Genomic DNA, 18,376 nt, shown 5'->3' on the forward strand with positions numbered 1-18,376 from the left:
GACCTGAGGATAGCGTCCGCCGCACATCATGATTACTGATCCCTGAGCTCGGCGAACGAGCTTGCAGCCTTCGCGCCGCCACGAAGCTTTCCGGACAGCCAGACGCCGAAAACCGTCGCGAGATAGGGCAATGCTTGCAGGAGATCGTGCGGAATCCTGTCGCCGAACGTCAACTGCGCCCGGATGCCGATGGCGCCGACGATGGCAAAGAAAAAGGCGGCGAAGGTGGCACCCACGGGATGGGCCGCGCCAAAGATGACTGCAGCAAACGCCATGAAGCCGCGACCGGCCGTCATGCCCTGGGCAAAGAACTGCAGGCTGCCCGCGGCAAGTTCCGCGCCGCCGATAGCGCACAGCACCCCACCGATCGAAAGCGCCAGGAGCCGCATGCGCGACGGGTTGGCGCCGACGCCGCGTGCAGCGAACGGATGCTCCCCACAGGCGGCTAGCCGCAGGCCGAAGCGCGTTCGCCGCAACAGCACCCACATGGCAAAGACGACGAGCGGCATGGCGACAACCGAGACCGACAGCACGCCATAGGAACCGAAGGCCGGCCCCAATTTTGGAATGCCGAAAGGTGCCGTTACGGTTGCCTGGCTGCCGAAGATAGACTGGACCGCAAGCGCCGTTCCGCCGATGCCGAGACCAGTCAGTCCGAGGCCGGCGATAATGGGATTGGCCTTCAGCCTGTCGATGACGAACCAGAGAAGCACCGAGGCCAGCACGCAGGCGATGATGGCGATGAGGATGGCCGCGCCGACGGACTTTGTGAGCATGATGCCGAGAATTGTCGCGCAGGCGCCGATGATCATCAGGCCCTCGAGACCGAGGTTCCAGACCCCTGCCCGCTGCGCGATAACGCCGGCGAGCGTGACGTAGATCAACGGCGTTCCGGAGCGCAGGATGGCGATGAAGATCTCATTCATGTCTTGCGCCCTCCGAGACGCAGCACCCTGTCGATGAACGTCGACCTTGCGGTTATGAACAGTGCGATCGCTGCATTGACGATGTCGATCGCCGCCGACGGCAGCCCCGCCATGATCGGCAGATAGAGTGCCGCCGAGGCAAGGCCGCCGAAGAACACGGCAGCAACCGCCGTTCCGAGAACGGAGAGATTGGCGACAAGCGCGATCAGGATCGCGGTGAACCCGTGCGCCGGCAGAAAGCCCGATGCGATGCGGCCGTTCGGCCCCATGAACTCGATGGTGCCGGCAAGGCCCGCAAGGGCCCCGGAAATGAGGAAACTGGAGAGGCCGAGCTTCCAGAGGCGCGCGCCCTGCCACTCCACCATCGTGCCATTGCGGCCGGCAAGGCTTGCCAGGACGCCGAAGGAAGTTCGGTTCACCAGCAGCCACATGAGGATGCCGACGACCACCGCGATTGCGATGATCGCCGGGGAGAGACCGAGAGAATCCGAGATGCGATAGGCCGCATCGAGCGGGCGGCTCGATGCCTGCTGGCCGGAACCCGAGGGATCCTTCAGCGGCCCTGAGGTGACATAGACCAGCAGCAAGCCGGCCATGAAGTTGCCCATCAGCGTGGTGATGACCTCGTCTGTGCCGGAGCGCAGGCGCAGCAATCCCGGCCACAGCGCCCAGAGAGCACCGCCGAGCATGCCGGCAAGAAGCAAGGTCGGGATTACCAGGAAGGCTGGTCCGCCCTTTACCGCTTCGGCAGCGAAGGCGGCGCAGATCGCGCCGACATAGAACTGGCCCTGGGCACCAATGTTGAAGAAGCCCGCCCGGAAGGAAATGCCGACGCCGACCGCCGTTATGAACAGCGGCAGCGCCCATCTGAGACTTTGCTCGATCGCGCCGCTTCGCAGGAATGCCCCATCGAGCACCGCCCAAAGCGTCACCGGAGCATTGTAACCGGCAAGCTGGAACACGAGCGCGCAGAGGATAAGCGCGAAGATCACAAAGATCAGACTGCGGACGACGGTGATGAGACTGTCTTTCATGCGCTTGCCCCTGCAACGGCACCGGTCATGGCCGCTCCCACCAACCCTATGTCGAAGGGCGCACGGAACTCGCCATTCAGGCGTCCCGACAGCATCACCACGACGCGATCCGATATGTCGAAGAGCTCGTCGAGATCCGACGAGATCAGCAGTATCGCCGCGCCACGGTCGCGCGCCTGCCGGAGCGCCTGCCAAACGAAGGCGGTGGCCCCGATGTCGAGGCCGCGGGTCGGCTGGGCCGCGATGATGAGCTTTGCATCGGGATCGATTTCCCGGGCGAGGATCACCTTCTGCGCATTGCCGCCCGACAGGGACCCCGCCTTCTGCGCGGAATTGTGGTAGTGAACGCTCCATTCCTTGAGTGACCGGTCGCAGGCATCGCGCACTGCCGAGGGACGGATCAGCTTGAGCAGCCTGCCCTGCAGCAGCTCCCTCGCGCTCCAGTTCTGCCAGAGCGAACTCGTGAGGCTGAGACCTTCGACGTTGCGCTCGAAGGGAATGATCCTAAGACCGATCGCGCGACGGGCGGCGAGAGGTTCGCCAGTCACGTCATGGCCTGCAAGCTGGATCGATCCACTTGTCAGATCGGCGAGAGCGGAGATAGCCCGCACTAGCGTCTTCTGCCCGTTGCCCTCCACTCCGGCGATGCCGACGATCTCTCCCGGACGGATCTCCAGATCGACACCATCGAGAGCAATGCCTCCGCTGTCCGGCCGAGTAGAAGCGGCCTTCATCGAAAGGATGGCAGGGCCGGTCGCATGCGCCGATTGATCTGAGTCCCCACGGATCGGTGACTTCGTTCCGACCAATGCATCGCGATCGTGCAGATCGAGCGTCTTCGCGACGGCCTCACCGACGATGAGGTTGGCCAAACGCTCGCCCGAAACCTCAGCCACCGGAAGCGGCCCTTGGACCTTTTGGCCGCCCCGCAGCACCGTGACTGTGTCGGCGATGCCCAGCACCTCGCGGATCTTGTGCAGGATGAGGATAACTGTCACCCCACGTTCCCTAAGGCGGCGAACGCGCGCGAACAGCATGTCGATGCCCGCGGGAGACAGGACTGCGGTCGGCTCGTCAAGAATGAGGACGCGCGCATCCGCAACCAGGGCCCGCGCGATCTCTATGCCCTGCTGCGTTTCGATCGGCAGATCCCGGATCCGCCGGTTCAAGTCGACCTGGACGTCGAGCCCTGCAAGATGCGCCCGCCATTTTTTAGCGAGCCCCTTGCGGCTATAGATGCCACCCTTGCTCGTAGCGCCAAACTCCATGGTCTCGGCGACGGTGAAGGACGGTGGTAACGCAAAACTCTGGTGGACGAGCTCCACGCCCGCGGCCCGGCTTTCGCTGACCTGCCCCGTCCGGATGTCGTGTCCCATCACGTTAACGGCGCCGGAGGTCGGCTGGACGAGGCCGGCCGCCACGCGGGCAAAGGTGGTCTTGCCGGCCCCGTTCTGACCGACGACCGCATGGATCTGGCCAGGAGCGAACGAAGCTGAAACCTCCGACAACGCCGTCACGTCTCCGAATTTGACGGTGACGTTGCGGCACTCCAGGGCCGATTTCGGAGAATTGGACATGCTATGGTTCCCATCGAGAGCGGGAGGTTCGCGGCCGTCAACAGGGCTGGAAACGATCCGCGAACCCCAGTGACCTCCCCCAAGAGGGAAGGCCTGTGCCGACGTCCTTCGAAACTTCGGGCTGGCTCGGCGAGCCAGCGCCAGGAGATCAAAGGGTGGTGTTGAACGGAACCTTGATCGACCCATTCAGGATGCCGACACGAACCTTATCGACCTCGATCAGCGCTTCCTTCGCCTTGGCGTTAAGATCCGCCGGCCCCTGTTCGGTGAAGACCGGCGAGAGAATGAAGTCGATGACGCCGGTGCCAAGGCCCGTATGCTCATGCGCACCACCCTTCCACTGAGGTCCGACGGCCTTGGTGGCCTCGTTGTAGAGCGAGGCGCCGAAGTCCAGGCTGACGATGGATATCAGTGATTTCGGGCCCAACTCATACTGTCCGGGCGCGAGGCAGCTCACCATGCGCCCTTCCTTCTCGTTGGCAGCGGCAATAATGCCGCCGTCGGTGGCCGCCGCATCGGTCTGGATGTAGTCGATGCCGTCATTGTACATCTGGGTAGCGATTTCCTGACCCTTTGCAGGGTCCTGAAACGAGCCTGCAAAGGCGGCGATGACGGAGGCATCCGGTCGAATGGAACGCACGCCGGCCTTGAAGGCGTTGAAGTCTGCGTTGAGAGGCGGAATGGAAACGCCGCCGATGAAGCCGGTCTTGCCGGTAGACGACATCTTGGCCGCGAAAACTCCCGACAGATAGCAACCAAGATAGTAGTCGTAGGAAACGGTCACCACGTTCGGGATTGCTGGCTCGAAGGGGTCGGCGAAAAGCTGGATCCACTTGGTGTTGGGATAGGACGGCGCCAGCGCCTTGAAGGGCTCGGCCACTTCGTTGAAGGTCGAGATGATGATCGCCGCGCCCGCATCTCCCAGCGTGCGGTAGACGGTCTCGTAGGTCGCCGGATCCTGCGCGTAGACAGCGCGGTATTCGAAGCCCTTTTCTTCCGAAAGCTGCTTGAGCATGGCGATCATCTGGTCCACCGGACCATTGTCGCCGGCAGCCTGCGTATGGACCAGCGCGACCAGCCCCCCGGACGCACGGGCGAATTCAGGGACGACGCCGGCTGCAAAGGCCAGCGCCGCGGCACCCGCGCTCGCCTGCAGGAATGTCCGGCGCTGCATCATGTGCTGTGTAATCTTCCCAGTCTTGTCTGTCATGATTGTTCCCTTTTTATCTTGTCGTTTCTCAAGCGCATGCCAGGGCGCAGGTGTGATCCTCCGCGCCGTTTCCCACCTCAGAGCGGCGGGGAGTAGGAGGCCGGGTTCATGATCATCACCTCCTGCTTCTGGATCGCGTCCAGCGCCCAGACTTCGGAAATGAACTTCTGCCAGTCCGGATCGGCATACATGGCCGCGCGGCGCGCTTCGCGGTCAGCGAGGCTGTCGTAGGCCCACATCAGCACGGTCGTGTGAAGCGTTCCCAGTTCCGAGGCATAGAGACCGACGAACTTGTTGAGATGGCGCTTCTGCACGGGAAGGCCGTCGGCCTCGTACTTCTTCATCCACTTGTCGACCGTGCCAGGCTTGAAGGTGTAGGTGCGGTGTTCCAGGATCATCAGATTGCTTCCTATGCGTTCAGGACGAATTCGGCGCATTTCTCGCCGATCATGATGGCTGGCGCGTTGGTGTTGCCGCTTGAGATGACCGGCATGATCGAGGCGTCCGCGACACGTAGCCCTTCGATGCCGTGCACCTTGAGTCGCGCATCCACCACAGCCATGGGATCGTTGCCCATCTTGGCGGTTCCAACCGGGTGGAAGGTCGTCATGGCGGTCGCCCGCAGCCAGCTCGTCAAAGCGGCATCGTCGAGCGCTTCCGGCCCCGGTGCCAGCTCCTTGCCGCGATAGCGGTCGAAAGCCTTCTGGCCGACAATGTCACGGGTCAGCCGGATGGCATCGATCATCGTGCGGACGTCGAAATCGTCACGGAGGTAGTTGGCCTGGATCTTCGGCTTATCCGTCGCGTTCGCCGAGCGCAGCGTGATCTCGCCGCGACTCACCGGATTGACGGGGCCGACGCGGATCGTGAACCCGTGGTTGGCCTCCACGGCCTGCTTCTTCCGGAACGGATTTGGGAAGTGCAGGTTGGCCGTCTTTTCCAGCGCCGGCATGAAGTGCAGCTGTATGTCGGGCGCAACCAGGCCATCGTTCGAGCGGATAAAGGCACCGGCCTCATAGGGGAACGTCGTGGTGACGCCCTCACCGAACAGCATGCCCTGGGCAACGGCGGGGATGAGCTTGTCCGCCCGCAGGTCGCTGAAGAGCGTGATCGGCTCCCGGCATTCCCAGCTCATGACGCAGTCGACGTGATCCTGGAGGTTCTTGCCGACGCCCGGCAGGTCCAACACCGGCTCGATGCCAAGCGCCCGGAGCTCGTCCGCGGGTCCGATTCCGGACAGAAGCAACGCCTTGGGCGAATTGACCACCCCTGAGGAGAGGATCACCTCCCGCCCCGCACGGGCGCGTCCCAGCGCGCCGTCCTTCAGATACTCGACGCCGCACGCCCGGTCGCCTTCGATAATCAGACGCGTGAGCTCCGCCCCCGTCAGCACCGTGAGGTTCTTGCGGCCGAGCGCCGGACGCAGGAACGCCCATGATGTGGACCAGCGCTTTCCCTTGCGGATGGTGAAGTCGTAGCGGCCAAAGCCTTCTTGCGTCTCTCCGTTGAAGTCATCGTTGGCCGGATAGCCGGCCTGGATGCCCGCCTCGCAGAACACGTCCATCAGCGGATTGTTGCCACGGGCTCGGCAGACGGTGAGTTCCCCGTCGCCACTGTGGAAGGCGTCCTTGCGCTGGATATGCGTTTCGGAGCGTCGGAATGCCGGCAGCACTTCATCATAGGACCAACCGTGCAGTCCGAGCTGCGACCAGCGATCGTAGTCGTGGCGATTACCGCGCACGTAGATCATGCCGTTGATGGTGGAGGTCCCGCCCAGCACCTTGCCGCGCGGCCAATAGAGCGAGCGGCCATTGAGATAAGGCTCGGGCTCGGTGTGATAATGCCAGTTGTAGATGCCCGAATGGAACAGCTTGCCCATCAGCATCGGCAGCCGGAACAGCGGGTTGCGATCCTTGCCGCCAGCCTCGATCAATAGCACGCGGTTTGCCGGGTTCTTCGACAGACGGTTCGCGAGAACACAACCGGCCGAGCCCGCACCGACCACGATGAAATCATATTCCGGGTTACGCGCCATGGTTCACCACGCGATGGGCCGGCCGCCCATCGCCTCCAAATAAGAATTGCAGAGAAGGAACGGATTTTCTCGGCCGAGCACCTTGTCGGCAAAGGCGGGATGCTCGCGCTGAACATAGGCGACATGGCCGAACTGCCCCTCGGCAACGCCGACTTGCGAGAAGATGTCAGCCGCAGCCGCACCGAAACCCAGGAAGACAACGGGCTCGCCTCGCGCCACAAGCATTTCGATCACGCGCAGCATCAGCGGCCGCCAGAAGGAAAGATGCCCACGGGACTGATGCGGATCGATATCGACACGGAAGCGAGAGAGCGTCAGCGATGCGTTGAGCAGGAGAACACCCTCCCCCACCCAGCGGTCGGTGATCAGGCTCGGCGCCTCGAACGAACCGGTGGGATCGCACAGCAGATGCCGCACATCCGGCCAGCGGCCGAAATCGCACGCCAGACTTTCATCACCAAGGCGCGCGGCCGCAATCAGCTGCATATAGGCGCGGATGCTCTTCGAGAACATCTTGTCCAACTCGCCCCACCCAGCCAAATTGCCGGCCTCGAAGGCGCGCCCCGTCGCAAAACTCGGTTCGGGATAAGGATCCTGCCCAAGAACCAGGCAGCGCACGCCATCGGGTGCAATTCCGTCGAAGGCCGCCAAGGCGTGCGCACCCTTCGGCTGACCCGGAAAAGACTTGCCGCGGCGCGCCGGGAAGATCGGTTCCCATGCCTCCAGCTCGAGGTCCGCATCAATACGGCCAAAATCGTCGCCGACGGGGCCGAGCGCGGCGCGCCAGGCATCTGGCAGGTCGCCCTCCCAGCCTGCAAGCGTTTCCGCCATTGCCTCTCTCAAGCGCATCGGCATTACGGCTCCCCTTCCGTTCATTGCAGGGAGACTAGACAAAAGCTGACCAAAGTGTCAACTTTCAAAAAGAAGAAAATGACGAAGCGGTCAACTTTTCTTGACTACATCGTCAGCTTCTGGCGAAAGGGCGATACGCTTGCATTTCGCTGGAAAACGCGGCAATTGCAAAGGCGATCTCGCCACCACGCATGATTGCCTGGTAGGAAGCGACGGCGAGATGGAGGCGGAACCATATGGCAAGGGCAGTACGAGATCCCGAAGAGCGCATCCGCGAACGTAACGTGCGGCTCATCATCAAGGCGGGGATCGAGATATTTGCCCGCAAGGGCTTCGATGGCACGCGCATCGCCGAGATTGCCGAGGCTTCGGGCCTGCCCAAGGCAAACGTCTACTACTACTTCTCTTCCAAGGAGGAGATCTACACCGCCATCATCGCGCACTTGCTCGCCAGTTGGGATGATGCACTGAAATACATTTCGCCGGAGCGCGAACCGGCGGAGGCGTTCAGGCTCTACATCAAGGCGAAGCTGGAATACACGCGCAAGAACATGGCCGAGTCCCGGCTCTTCGCCAGCGAAATCATTCAAGGCGCCCGCTTCCTGACCAAGAAGGATCGCGAACACATCCGTCAGGTAACGGATTCTCATGTCGCGGTCATCGAGGGCTGGATCGCCGCTGGCAAGATGCTGCCGGTCAATCCACGTCATCTCTTCATCATGCTCTGGGCGTCAACCCAGTTTTACTCGGACTTCGAACCCGTCGCCGTCGACGCGCTCAAAAAGCCCCGTTTGAAAGCCGATGACTATGAAAAGGCGGCGGCCACGATCACCGAGACGATCCTGAGAGGCATCCTCCGGCAGCCCTAAGCCCGGCAGGCGAACAAAGGCGCTTGCGCACGATCCTGTCCGCATCGCTCCTGGGCTGTACGGCCGGGTGATCAAGCTCGTTTCAGGTTGGCGCTTACCGCAAAACTTCGCCACGCGGCGACATCAAACGAGATCGAATAAGCACCGGACGTTGCCTTTTTGGCAATCGACGTTGCGAATATCTGTGCTTCTTCGGCAAGGGAAACTCTGAATAATTGGCCGTGCAAGCAACTCTTCAGAGACCAGCAAGATGGCCTATGTCATTACCGAACCCTGCATCGACGTGAAGGATGGCGACTGCACCGCGGCCTGCCCTGTCGACTGCATCTACGAGGGCGGCCGCACCTTTTACATCCACCCCGACGAATGCATAAATTGCGGGCTCTGTCTTTCAATCTGCCCCGTCGATGCCATCGTCTGGGATCACGAGATCGCCGACAACCAGCGCCATTTCATCGCTGTGAACAAGGAGTTCTTCGGAGCCGACGTCACCGGAATGGGTTCACCGGGCGGGTGGAGCAAGGAGTGCTCGACGGTGCAGGACCATCCCTTCGTTGCCGCCTTCGAGAAAGCGGTAACCGTCGCATAACCGAACCTGATCCACAGGGTAAGACAGGGCAGCTGCGCAGACGCAGGTCGACGGTTGGCCAGAGAAACGAAGCTTGGGGCCGGTAGAAAGCCGTCCCGTCTCGGCCCGCGCCGCACGTATCCCGAGGTGTTTTGCGGCCTCGCCGCTTGGGCTCACCAGCCGGAATAATAGGCCCGCGTCGCCGCGGCGAGCTTGGTCACGAGTTCACGCTCGCAGTTCAGCCTCGGAAGGTCCGCACGCGCCTGCTGCAGGAGTTCGGCCCGGGCACCTTCGAAATCGACCCGGGTCAGCTTCCCATCGCACATGACCTCCTGCCCGCCGACGTAGAGCCCCTTCGCGTGCGCCGCCGTCATCCGGGTGAGCAGCACCTCCCCCTCATCCAGATCGTCTATCACGCTGTCGGCGACCAGTGCGCCATAGTCGACGAGCACCAGGTCTTCGTTTGCCGGCGCGTTCACAACCTTGGCGCCGACATGGATCGCGGCATCGAAGACGCGACGTGCCGTAAAGGTCCGCGCCAGGTCGTTGCCGCCATGCAACAGATGGGTGAGGCGCAGTTCACGCCAAAGGTCCTGGTCGTCATCAAACCCCGTGCCGTCGAGGCCGAAAGCGAAAGCGGGCCCGCTTGCCGGAATGGCAGCGAGCGGCGCCACGCCTGAACGCAGGCGCAAGTTTGCCGACGGGTTTGAAACGAGCTGCACGCCTCTTGCTGCCAGCAACTCCAGCTCATCCGGCCGCAGTTGAACGCCATGGGCAACGGCAAGGCGGGGCGAGAGGAAGCCGATATCGTCGAGGTATCGGACGACCCCTTGCGGAAAGCGCCTGTCCAGCCACAGCCTCTGCCTTGGGCTCTCGAGGAGATGCATGTGAATGCGACGACCCGTTGCGTGAGAGGCCTCGGCGATGCTTTCGAGCATTGCATTGGAGCACCACTGCGGCCCGATCGGGCCGTATTGGACATCGATCAACGGGCTCGTGTTGGTTGCAGCGGCCGCGTCGGCCGCTGAAATCTGGACCGAAGGCGGAGCATATTGGGGGATCGAGGCACTGAGTTCATCCCAGTCTGCCGGAGCGAGATACGGCCGCAATCGCTGCGGGCCGCCGTCATAGGCCCACGGGTCGTAGTCGAGAAGCGGGCAGGATAGCGCAAGTCTTATGCCGACATCGCGCGCCGCGCGCATCACCGCACCAGCCTCCTCCACCAGTCGGTCGACATTCAGCGAATTGTGACAATGCATGGTTGCACCGACGCCCGTTTGCGCCAGCCGGGAGAATGCCACCAGCGCTTCCAGGTAGGGATCGGTGCGTGGTCGGAGCCGAAGGCCGGGTATCCACACCTCCAGGGCATCGTCGACATTGCCGAAATCGAGCGTGCGGATGCCGTATCCGTGGTCATGCGCGTTGACGGGTGGCGGCATCAGGAGGGCATTGGCCGGGATCGCAGCCGAGGAGGCGCCGTCAGGCAGATGCCGCAAGAGGTTTGGCTCACGCCTTGCGGCCTCGTGGCCAGGACGCAAAAGAAGTCGCCCGGGGACGTGGTGTTCACTCAAGGATTGATTGCCTCCATGATCTGGTCGCTGAACCTCAGCAGTTCCGCACCAACGAATTCGATGACGGCTTCGGCCGCGTGGGTGCGCTGCCGGCGTCGCTGCACGAGAATTCCGATATGCAGGTTCTGAAGGCGCGATCCGGAAAGCGGTATCGGAACGACATCGCCCGCCTTGATTTCCGCGAGGAAGCCGATCGGCGTGAAGAAAGCCACTCCCTGCCCCGAGATGATGAATGGCTTGAGCATCATCTGGCTGTTCGACAGCACAAAGGGCCGCCCGGTTCGTTCGAAGACCGAGAGTTCGATTTCGATGAGCGAGCGGATCGGCTGCGTATCGAGTTGCAGAAGCAGGTCGTACTGAGCACATTCGGCGAGCGAGACCTGCCGCTGCTTCGCCAACGGATGTCCCCGTCCGACGAAAGCCATCAGCGGCATCGGTACGCGAAAGAGCATCTCCGTGTCGTCTGGACGGGCGAGATCAAAGGTCAACCCCATGTCGACGTCACCTTCGGCGACCAGGCTGCTGATGTTGCCGTGACCGGCGGTGTGGATATGGAAGCTCACGCCTGGATGGATGCTGTGGAACGTGTTGACCATGTCCGGCAGGAACTGGATGGCCAGGCTGTCCAGACAAGACATCTGCACGCGACCGGCCTTTTTTCCCTGCAAGGCGCCGAGGTCGCTGCGCAAAAGCTCGAAATTCTCGAGCGTGACCCGGGCGTGGCGCAGCACGTTTTCCCCGGCGACGGTCAGCCTCAGGCCGTTCGAGAGCCGTTCGAACAGGGCGATCCCGAGCTCGTCTTCCAGTTTCTTGATCTGCCGGCTGACCGCCGAGGATGCGACGTGAAGCTCCTCGGAGGCCTTGCGAATGGACCCGGACCGCGCGACCGAGACGAAATATTTCAGGATGCTGGCGTGCATTCGATTGGAACCTCCCCTCCCCTGGGCTCCGACCTATAACACGCTCATCGTCCCCTCCAAATGGGCGCGCGCTTCTCCTGGAAAGCACTCACGCCTTCCAGCGCATCTTCGCTTTTGAGCGCCTTCACGAGCGCAGGCGTGCGCAGGCCTTGTGCTTCCGCCGGCGACAGATGCCCGGTGCGATTGACGGTCTGCTTGATTGCTCGGAGCGAAAGCGGCGCGCAGGCGACGATTTCGGCCACCCAGCGGGCAACGGCGGTATCGAGCTCCTCTGGTTCAGCCATCTCGTTGACGATGCCGAAACCTTGCATCTCGGCTGCGGAAAACCGCCTGCCGGTCAACAACACGCCCATTGCGAGATTGTGGGGGATCCTGCGCTGGAGAAGCACCATGCCGCCATCAAGCGGCAGGCGTCCGACGCGGGCCTCGGGCAAGCCGAACGCCGCCTTCGTCGAGGCAACGACGATATCGCAACCGAGAACCATCTCGAACCCGCCGCCGAGCGCATAACCGTTGACCCTGGCGATAACAGGAACATCCAGCGAGCGGCGAAAAGCCAGCCCGCCAAAACCGTTCGGCCGGCTCTCGCTCCAGTAGTCGAGACCCGTCGTCTCGGCACCCTTCAGATCAGCCCCGGCGCAAAATGCCCGATCGCCGGCACCCGTCAGCACGACGCAGCTTATGTCGTCGCGCGCTTCGATCTCCTGCCAGATCGCCTCCAGTTCGCGTTCGGTTGCTGCGTCCACCGCATTCATCCGTTCCGGACGGTTCAATGTGACGCTTGCTACGCGGTCTTTTACGACGAACTCGACGCTCATGCCGCATCTCCCCGGCGAACGGAAAGCCCCGAGAGGATCTCGTCATTGTGCTCGCCGAGCTTCGGCGGGGCGATGCGCACCGTGACGGTCGCCGCCGACATGTCGATCGGCGAGCCGACCAGCCGGATCGGGCCGGCCTTCGTTTCGCCGGCGTGAAGGATCATACCGTTGATCACCGTCTGCTCGTCGTCGAGGGCTTCGGGAAGCGAGCGTACCGGCGCGCAGAGAATGTCCACTTGCTCCAGCCGGCCGAGCCAATGGGCGCTGCTGTTCTTCGCAAACGCCTCGCGGAAGACCTGCTGCAATTGCGGGCGGCGCTGCATCTGTGCGTCGAAATCGGCAAATTGCGGCTGGAGGGACAGGTCCTCGATCTCCAAGGCGGAGCAAATGTCGCGCAGCGGATTCTGTTTGAAGGCACCGACCATGACGATGGCGCCGTCGGTGGTTTCGAACACGCCTGTCAGAGGGAAAGCGCCCCAGTTCAGGTCCTTCTCCCGCATCATGTGCGTGGTGCCTTCCTGCATCTGCATGGCGAGCATGGAGCTGTAAAGACTGACCGCAACCTGCTGGCCGTGGCCGTTCTTTTCACGGTGCAGCAAGGCAAGCAGAATGCCCTGGACGAGGTGCATGCCGGCCGAATAGTCGGCAAGCGGCGTCGCGTAGATCGACAGCGGATGGCTCGCGTCCGACTTTCGGCGCATGACACCGGAAAGCGCCTGCGCGAGAATGTCCTGCCCGCCCTTGTGCCGATAGGGGCCTTCAAGGCCAAAGCCCGTACCGACGGCGTAGATCAGCCGCGGATTGCTCTTCCTGAGCTCTTCATAACCGAAGCCCATGCGCTCCATGACATCGGGGCGAAAATTGTTGACGACAACATCGGCCGTGTCGATCAGGGCGCGCACCGCGGCACGCGCCTCATCCTGCTTGAGGTCGAGCGCCAGGCTCTTCTTGTTGCGGTTGAGCGACGAGAAAACCGGATTGTTGAGGCCGTCCGGATCCGATCCCAGCGACCAGCGTGAAAGATCGCCGATCTTGGCCTTTTCGATCTTGATGACCTCGGCGCCATAGTCGGCCAGCATCTGCGTGCAGCACGGGCCAAGCATGACCTGGGTGAAATCGACGACGCGGATACCGTCGAGGGGAAGAGATGTCATTCGGCTGCCTCCAGATAGGTTGCGTTTTCGGATGGTACGTCGCCGGGATCGGCGCCCTGGGCCCGCAATTGCTTCTGGATTGCCCTGACATCGGCGTCTCGCACCTTGACGCCGGCATTGAGCGCCACGGTGGCAGCGACGCCTGCCGCCTCGCCCATTGCCATGCACGGCGGGATCTCGCGGCTCGACTTTTGCGCCTGGATCGTCGCCGAATAATGCCTGCCCGCGACGATCAGCTGGTCGACTTCCTTCGGCAGCATGGCCCGGTAGGGCGTGTAGTAGTCGCGGCCGCGGCACACCGTATCGGCGAAGTGCTGTCGGTTCATCACGTCATCCTTGGTGACGACGTACTCGCCCTGCAGCAGTCGCGACTGGCGCACGCCCGTCTGCGGTGCGAAGTCGATCACATGCGCATTTTTGAAGCCCGGCAAGTTGGCCCTTGCGAAGTCGAGCAGGCGGGCGATGCGGCCACGACCCTCAAGTTCCGCGTAGGTCAGGTCTTCGACACTCAGACCGGAGAGCTTCGGCATGTGCGGGCAGTTCAGCCAGATGACGCCCGGCAGCGGCGTCTTCAACCACCAGAACGACCAGCAGCCGCCGATCAGACGCTTGGCCTCATGGTCGAGTGCCTTGAACCTTTCCGGCTCTTCGAATTCGAAGCGCTCTGCTGCGGCGGTGTCGATCCCGCCCCAGCGGGAAACGGTCGTCAGGATGAAATTGCCGTCCGTGTGCTGGGCGCCCGCGTCGGCAGCAACGTCGAGGTCGCCCGATGCGTCGATCACGACGTCACCCATGATGGCCTCGCGGCCGGATTTCGTTTGGCAGACCACGCCCTTGATCGTCCCGTTCTCGACGATCGCCGAGGAGAACCAGCTGTGCGTTCTTAGCTTCACGCCGGATTCGCGAAGGATGTCATAGGAGACCCGTTTGAACGCGTCCGGATCAAAGGCGGCCGCATAGCAGATCGGATGTGGCGCGGATGGCGTATGGAAGTCGAACAAGCCCCAGCGCGCCCACTTTTGCCAGGCTTCCGGCGTGTCGCGAAAGTCGAGCTGGCGGTCGCCGTCCGTCGGGGTGACGCACAGACCGAGCGTCTTCATCCGTTCGATCATCTCCATGCAGATGCCGCGCACGGTGATTTCAAGCCCGTTGACCATGTCGTCGAGCACGAGAACCATGCCGCCAGCGGCAAGGCCGCCGACATAGGGGTAGCGTTCGAGGAGCGTGACGCTTGCCCCAGTGCGCGCCGCCGAAACCGCGGCGGAGATGCCAGCCGGTCCGCCGCCGACGACGACCACGTCGGAGCGGTCGACGATCCTGGCATTGCGCAAGGGTTCTCTGATTGTTTCCATAATCGTTTCCTCCATAGGGGACCTGTCCGGCGAAATGTGAGGAGCTCACAGCCAGTGACTTCGTCGGTTGACCGGACCCGGATATCCAGGTCCGGCAGCAAGGGGTTTGGGGTCAGTGGTCCGTCGTCGGTTTCCAGCGGACGATCTTCGCTTCCGCGAACGAAACAGCGAAGAAGAGAACCACGGCGAGCGAGGCCGCAATCACCACGGTCGCATAGAGCAGTGGCGAACGGAAATTATAGGTCGCCTCGATGATCAGGGCGCCGAGGCCGTAGCTGGAGCCGATCCACTCCGCGACGATAGCGCCCATCACGCTGCTGGTTGCCGCAATTTTCAGCGCGGCGAAAAGGAAAGGCAGCGAGCCTGGCAGCCGAACCTTCCAGAAGATTTCGGAGTTGCTGGCAGACAGGATGCGCATCAGGTCGAGCATTGCGGGGCTCGCCGACTTCAGTCCCTGCACCATGTTGACGAGGGTCGGGAAGAAGCAGATCAGCCCTGCGATGATGATCTTCGGTGCGATGCCATTGCCGACGAGCAGCACCAGGATCGGCGCCAGTGCGATGATCGGGATCGACTTGATGATCACGGCGATCGGATAGAAGGCTCGCTCGGCGAGCGGGCTGTGGACGAACCAGACCGCTAGAAGGACGGCAATGACATTGCCGAATATAAAGCCGAGAACCGCTTCCATGAGCGTCGGCCAGAAGTTCGTCCACAGGATGCCGGCGTTTTCGCCGAAGGCCTTGATGACGTCGACTGGTCCGGGCGCCATGAACGTTGGCACCGAAAAGCCCCAGACGACGAGCTGCCAAAGCAGGATGCAACCAAGGATCGCAAGCGTCGCTGGCAGATGTCGCAGGGCAGCGCTGACGGCAGCGTCGAGCGCCCTGAACCTGTTGCCGTCGGTCAAGTCGCGGCCATCCGCTTGTGATGGAAGTGCATTTGCCATCAGCATTCTCCCAAAAGTTTGCGCAGGTAGGCGGTAACCTGAATGAACTCGACCGTGTCGCGCATCGCGAGAGATCGCGGATAGGGCAAGTCGACCTTCATGAACTCCTTCACTCGGCCCGGATGGGCCGCGAGCATCAGCACATGTTGACCGAGAAAGACCGCCTCGGGGATCGAATGGGTAACGAAGAGGATGGTGGTCCCGGTTTCCTGCCAGAGGCGCAGCAACTCTTCGTTCAACTTGTCGCGCGTGATCTCGTCGAGCGCGCCGAAGGGCTCATCCATCAACAGGATGCGGGGCCGGGTCACCAGCGCACGCGCGATCGCGACGCGTTGGCGCTGGCCGCCCGACAGTTCGTGCGGCATCGCCTTTTCGCGCCCCTTCAGCCCGACGAGGGCGAGCAATTCTTCCGGATCGGCATAGGTCGCGCCCGCCTCGCGTTTCCCCACCAGCAGCGGGAGACGCACATTGTCGATCACATTGCGCCATGGCAGCAACGTCGCCTCTTGGAAGACGAAGGCGAAATCGCGGCCCTCGCGCGCCTTGCGCGGCGTCTGGCCATGCACGGACACGGAGCCATCGGTGATGTGCACGAGATCCGCGACCGTGCGCAACAGGGTGGACTTGCCGCAGCCGGACGGGCCGAGCATGGTCACGAGCGAGCCGGCAGGTATCTCGACCGAGACGTCAGAGAGTGCGGTGAAGCCGGAGTCATCTGCGCCGAAGCGGATATGAAGATTCTTCACCGACACGGCGGAGCTACCGACTGCTGCCTGGTTGGGTCTGCTACGCGTTTCCAGCATCGCCTTAACCTACGCTTTTGCGGACATCGGCTGTCGCATCCAGGATTGCCATCGTGTAGACGTCGTTTGGATTCGGGACGGGGCCCGTGAACTGTCCGAGATCCGCATAGGTCTTGATCTGCTCTTCCCAGTTTGCCTGGTCCATGCCACCCCATCCCTCGGTAGCGGTGGTTTCGTTGAACACGAACTTCATCAGCGGCCCGATGGCCTCCAGCTCGCTTGCCTTGTCCAGGTTCGGGTAGGATTCGAGCAGGATGTCGACGGCCTCTTCCTGGTGATCACGCGCATAGCCCCATCCGCGTGCCGAACCCGACACGAATGCAGCAAGATGGTCCGCGTGATTTTGCAGCTGGTCGTCGGTGGTATAGTAGACGTTGGCATAGAGCCGGATACCGCCATCCCAAAGGGTCAGGTCGACTCGGTCATCACCCAGAACCTTCAAGGCGTTGACGTTCGTGAGCCAGCCACAGACCGCATCGGCCTGGCCGGTCACGAGCTGGTTCATGTCCGAACCCATGTTGACGATCTTGACCTGGTCTTCCGATATCCCGTTCTTGGCGAGGAGCGCACGAAGCAGAATGACCGAAGTCGGGATCGCTGCGATCGTCTTGCCGATCATGTCCTGAGGCTTGGCAATCGGGTTTGCCTTGCGAGAGAAATACGCGAAGGGATGTTTCTGGTAGCCGGCTGCGAATGCCTTGATCGGCGCGCCGGCCGAACGTGCCAACATCACCGATGGGCTGGAGGAGATCTGGCCGATCGTCGACTGGCCGACGGCGACGCCAGCAACGCCGTCGACATTCGGTCCGCCAGGCACGATTTCGAGCTCGATGCCCTTCTCGGCATAATAACCCTTCTTGCGGGCAACGAGTTCTCCGAGAAGCCCGTTGGAAGGCAGCCAACCGAGCTGCATTCGGATCGTCGTGGAATCGGCGGCTAGGCCGGGTGAAACATTGATAAGGCTATGGGTCGCAGCAATCGCGCCCATTGCGGCCGCATTCGAAAGGAAACCTCGGCGGTTCATCATAAAACGAGACATATCGTTCCCCTTGCTTGTTATGGGATCGATGATGATGGAATTTGGCATCTCATAAAGCACAATTTTTAGCGGTTAGTATTGCCGATATGGCAACGCTCAAGGGCCATTCAGGTTTGCCGTTTCGGCAATGGCGGGCTCGAAAGATTGTGCTTTGTGCGAGTTCGATCCCGTCCGATAAGCGAAACGATCAAAGTCTGAACGCCGCGGAGGTATAGATATGGTGCAGAAAAACCTGATCGATGGGGAATGGATCGCCACTAGCGAAGTGTCCCGCAACATCAATCCCTCGAACACCAACGACGTGGTGGGCGAATATGCCCGTGCGTCTGCCGACGATGCGAGAGCGGCGATCGCCGCTGCCAAGGCGGCGTTCCCGGCCTGGTCGCGCTCCGGCATCCTCGAGCGCCACGCGATCCTGAGGAAGACCGCCGACGAGATCCTTGCCCGCAAGGACGAGCTCGGAAGGCTGTTGTCGCGCGAGGAAGGCAAGACGCTTGTCGAAGGCATCGGCGAGACGGTGCGTGCCGGCCAGATCTTCGACTTCTTCGCCGGCGAATGCCTGCGACTGGCGGGCGAAGTGCTGCCGTCGGCGCGACCCAATATCGGCGTCGAGATCACCCGCGAGCCGGTCGGCGTCGTCGGCATCATCACGCCCTGGAACTTCCCGATCGCCATTCCCGCCTGGAAGATCGCGCCGGC

At 62.2% G+C, this 18,376-nt stretch carries 18 protein-coding genes; 3 read left to right on the plus strand and 15 right to left on the minus strand.

Features of this window, described 5'->3' with window-relative positions; all coding sequences use genetic code 11:
• Nucleotides 1-32: 32 nt before the first annotated feature.
• The 7 genes from ACTJKE_RS29795 to ACTJKE_RS29825 all read right to left on the minus strand — a co-directional run bounded on the left by ACTJKE_RS29795 (nt 33) and on the right by ACTJKE_RS29825 (nt 7,613).
• Entirely contained in the window at nt 33-926 is an 894-nt protein-coding gene (locus ACTJKE_RS29795) for an ABC transporter permease (RefSeq protein ID WP_440693382.1), read from the minus strand.
• Nucleotides 923-1,960, minus strand: coding sequence for an ABC transporter permease (locus ACTJKE_RS29800; RefSeq protein ID WP_113514979.1), 1,038 nt, complete (start codon nt 1,958-1,960; stop codon nt 923-925). Before ACTJKE_RS29800 ends, ACTJKE_RS29795 begins: the two co-directional genes overlap by 4 nt.
• Entirely contained in the window at nt 1,957-3,537 is a 1,581-nt protein-coding gene (locus tag ACTJKE_RS29805; protein ID WP_440693384.1) for an ABC transporter ATP-binding protein, read from the minus strand. The genes ACTJKE_RS29800 and ACTJKE_RS29805 overlap by 4 nt, the downstream gene beginning before the upstream one ends.
• A 148-nt stretch (nt 3,538-3,685) precedes the next feature.
• Nucleotides 3,686-4,711 carry a BMP family ABC transporter substrate-binding protein gene (locus tag ACTJKE_RS29810; protein WP_440693392.1) on the minus strand — a complete coding sequence of 342 codons (1,026 nt, stop codon included), beginning with the start codon at nt 4,709-4,711 and terminating at the stop codon, nt 3,686-3,688.
• A 113-nt stretch (nt 4,712-4,824) separates the two neighbouring features.
• Nucleotides 4,825-5,145 carry an NIPSNAP family protein gene (locus tag ACTJKE_RS29815; RefSeq protein ID WP_057251125.1) on the minus strand — a complete coding sequence of 107 codons (321 nt, stop codon included), beginning with the start codon at nt 5,143-5,145 and terminating at the stop codon, nt 4,825-4,827.
• Between the two features lie 11 nt (nt 5,146-5,156).
• A complete protein-coding gene (locus tag ACTJKE_RS29820; protein WP_113514983.1) occupies nt 5,157-6,782 on the minus strand; it encodes a choline dehydrogenase in 1,626 nt (541 codons plus the stop codon).
• 3 nt (nt 6,783-6,785) lie between these two features.
• Nucleotides 6,786-7,613: a uracil-DNA glycosylase gene (locus ACTJKE_RS29825; RefSeq protein WP_113514985.1), complete on the minus strand. Its 828-nt coding sequence runs from the start codon at nt 7,611-7,613 to the stop codon at nt 6,786-6,788.
• A gap of 257 nt (nt 7,614-7,870) precedes the next feature.
• Here ACTJKE_RS29825 and ACTJKE_RS29830 point away from each other — a divergent pair, with 257 nt between their 5' ends.
• Nucleotides 7,871-8,503: a TetR family transcriptional regulator C-terminal domain-containing protein gene (locus tag ACTJKE_RS29830; protein WP_440638856.1), complete on the plus strand. Its 633-nt coding sequence runs from the start codon at nt 7,871-7,873 to the stop codon at nt 8,501-8,503.
• A gap of 250 nt (nt 8,504-8,753) precedes the next feature.
• Nucleotides 8,754-9,092, plus strand: coding sequence for a ferredoxin (fdxA, locus tag ACTJKE_RS29835; RefSeq protein ID WP_057251122.1), 339 nt, complete (start codon nt 8,754-8,756; stop codon nt 9,090-9,092).
• Between the two features lie 152 nt (nt 9,093-9,244).
• Here the strand turns inward: fdxA and ACTJKE_RS29840 are convergent, their stop codons facing one another.
• From ACTJKE_RS29840 to ACTJKE_RS29875, 8 genes are all read right to left on the minus strand, one after another.
• The gene (locus ACTJKE_RS29840) at nt 9,245-10,567 is read right to left on the minus strand and encodes an amidohydrolase family protein (protein ID WP_348627367.1); all 1,323 of its coding nucleotides are present in this window, start codon (nt 10,565-10,567) and stop codon (nt 9,245-9,247) included.
• A gap of 71 nt (nt 10,568-10,638) precedes the next feature.
• The gene (locus tag ACTJKE_RS29845; protein WP_057251120.1) at nt 10,639-11,562 is read right to left on the minus strand and encodes a LysR family transcriptional regulator; all 924 of its coding nucleotides are present in this window, start codon (nt 11,560-11,562) and stop codon (nt 10,639-10,641) included.
• 44 nt (nt 11,563-11,606) lie between these two features.
• Nucleotides 11,607-12,380, minus strand: coding sequence for an enoyl-CoA hydratase-related protein (locus ACTJKE_RS29850; RefSeq protein WP_113514987.1), 774 nt, complete (start codon nt 12,378-12,380; stop codon nt 11,607-11,609).
• Entirely contained in the window at nt 12,377-13,534 is a 1,158-nt protein-coding gene (locus ACTJKE_RS29855) for a CaiB/BaiF CoA transferase family protein (RefSeq protein WP_058329165.1), read from the minus strand. The genes ACTJKE_RS29850 and ACTJKE_RS29855 overlap by 4 nt, the downstream gene beginning before the upstream one ends.
• Nucleotides 13,531-14,886, minus strand: a complete 1,356-nt coding sequence (locus tag ACTJKE_RS29860) for an FAD-dependent oxidoreductase (RefSeq protein WP_440693386.1) — start codon at nt 14,884-14,886, stop codon at nt 13,531-13,533. The genes ACTJKE_RS29855 and ACTJKE_RS29860 overlap by 4 nt, the downstream gene beginning before the upstream one ends.
• Nucleotides 14,887-14,998: 112 nt before the next feature.
• Entirely contained in the window at nt 14,999-15,835 is an 837-nt protein-coding gene (locus tag ACTJKE_RS29865) for an ABC transporter permease (RefSeq protein ID WP_058329164.1), read from the minus strand.
• Complete coding sequence (locus ACTJKE_RS29870; RefSeq protein ID WP_058324407.1) at nt 15,835-16,638, minus strand: ABC transporter ATP-binding protein; 804 nt, start codon at nt 16,636-16,638, stop codon at nt 15,835-15,837. Before ACTJKE_RS29870 ends, ACTJKE_RS29865 begins: the two co-directional genes overlap by 1 nt.
• Nucleotides 16,639-16,642: 4 nt before the next feature.
• A complete protein-coding gene (locus tag ACTJKE_RS29875; protein ID WP_058329162.1) occupies nt 16,643-17,677 on the minus strand; it encodes an ABC transporter substrate-binding protein in 1,035 nt (344 codons plus the stop codon).
• 217 nt (nt 17,678-17,894) lie between these two features.
• On the opposite strand from ACTJKE_RS29875, the gene ACTJKE_RS29880 reads away from it, so the two are divergent.
• Nucleotides 17,895-18,376 (plus strand): aldehyde dehydrogenase family protein (locus ACTJKE_RS29880; protein ID WP_440693388.1); only part of this gene is annotated, 482 nt, incomplete at its 3' end.

This window comes from Ensifer sp. 22521 (assembly GCF_052044795.1).
Classification (GTDB): Bacteria; Pseudomonadota; Alphaproteobacteria; order Rhizobiales; family Rhizobiaceae; genus Ensifer.

Coding starts and splice junctions, on each gene's coding strand:
- ACTJKE_RS29825 (WP_113514985.1), bottom strand. CDS start 7,613: ATGGCGGAAACGCTTGCAGGCTGGGAGGGCGACCTGCCAGATGCCTGG.
- ACTJKE_RS29850 (WP_113514987.1), bottom strand. CDS start 12,380: ATGAGCGTCGAGTTCGTCGTAAAAGACCGCGTAGCAAGCGTCACATTG.
- ACTJKE_RS29870 (WP_058324407.1), bottom strand. CDS start 16,638: ATGCTGGAAACGCGTAGCAGACCCAACCAGGCAGCAGTCGGTAGCTCC.
- ACTJKE_RS29820 (WP_113514983.1), bottom strand. CDS start 6,782: ATGGCGCGTAACCCGGAATATGATTTCATCGTGGTCGGTGCGGGCTCG.
- ACTJKE_RS29800 (WP_113514979.1), bottom strand. CDS start 1,960: ATGAAAGACAGTCTCATCACCGTCGTCCGCAGTCTGATCTTTGTGATC.
- ACTJKE_RS29830 (WP_440638856.1), top strand. CDS start 7,871: ATGGCAAGGGCAGTACGAGATCCCGAAGAGCGCATCCGCGAACGTAAC.
- ACTJKE_RS29875 (WP_058329162.1), bottom strand. CDS start 17,677: ATGTCTCGTTTTATGATGAACCGCCGAGGTTTCCTTTCGAATGCGGCC.
- ACTJKE_RS29855 (WP_058329165.1), bottom strand. CDS start 13,534: ATGACATCTCTTCCCCTCGACGGTATCCGCGTCGTCGATTTCACCCAG.
- ACTJKE_RS29810 (WP_440693392.1), bottom strand. CDS start 4,711: ATGCAGCGCCGGACATTCCTGCAGGCGAGCGCGGGTGCCGCGGCGCTG.
- ACTJKE_RS29845 (WP_057251120.1), bottom strand. CDS start 11,562: ATGCACGCCAGCATCCTGAAATATTTCGTCTCGGTCGCGCGGTCCGGG.
- fdxA (WP_057251122.1), top strand. CDS start 8,754: ATGGCCTATGTCATTACCGAACCCTGCATCGACGTGAAGGATGGCGAC.
- ACTJKE_RS29795 (WP_440693382.1), bottom strand. CDS start 926: ATGAATGAGATCTTCATCGCCATCCTGCGCTCCGGAACGCCGTTGATC.
- ACTJKE_RS29805 (WP_440693384.1), bottom strand. CDS start 3,537: ATGTCCAATTCTCCGAAATCGGCCCTGGAGTGCCGCAACGTCACCGTC.
- ACTJKE_RS29815 (WP_057251125.1), bottom strand. CDS start 5,145: ATGATCCTGGAACACCGCACCTACACCTTCAAGCCTGGCACGGTCGAC.
- ACTJKE_RS29865 (WP_058329164.1), bottom strand. CDS start 15,835: ATGGCAAATGCACTTCCATCACAAGCGGATGGCCGCGACTTGACCGAC.
- ACTJKE_RS29860 (WP_440693386.1), bottom strand. CDS start 14,886: ATGGAAACAATCAGAGAACCCTTGCGCAATGCCAGGATCGTCGACCGC.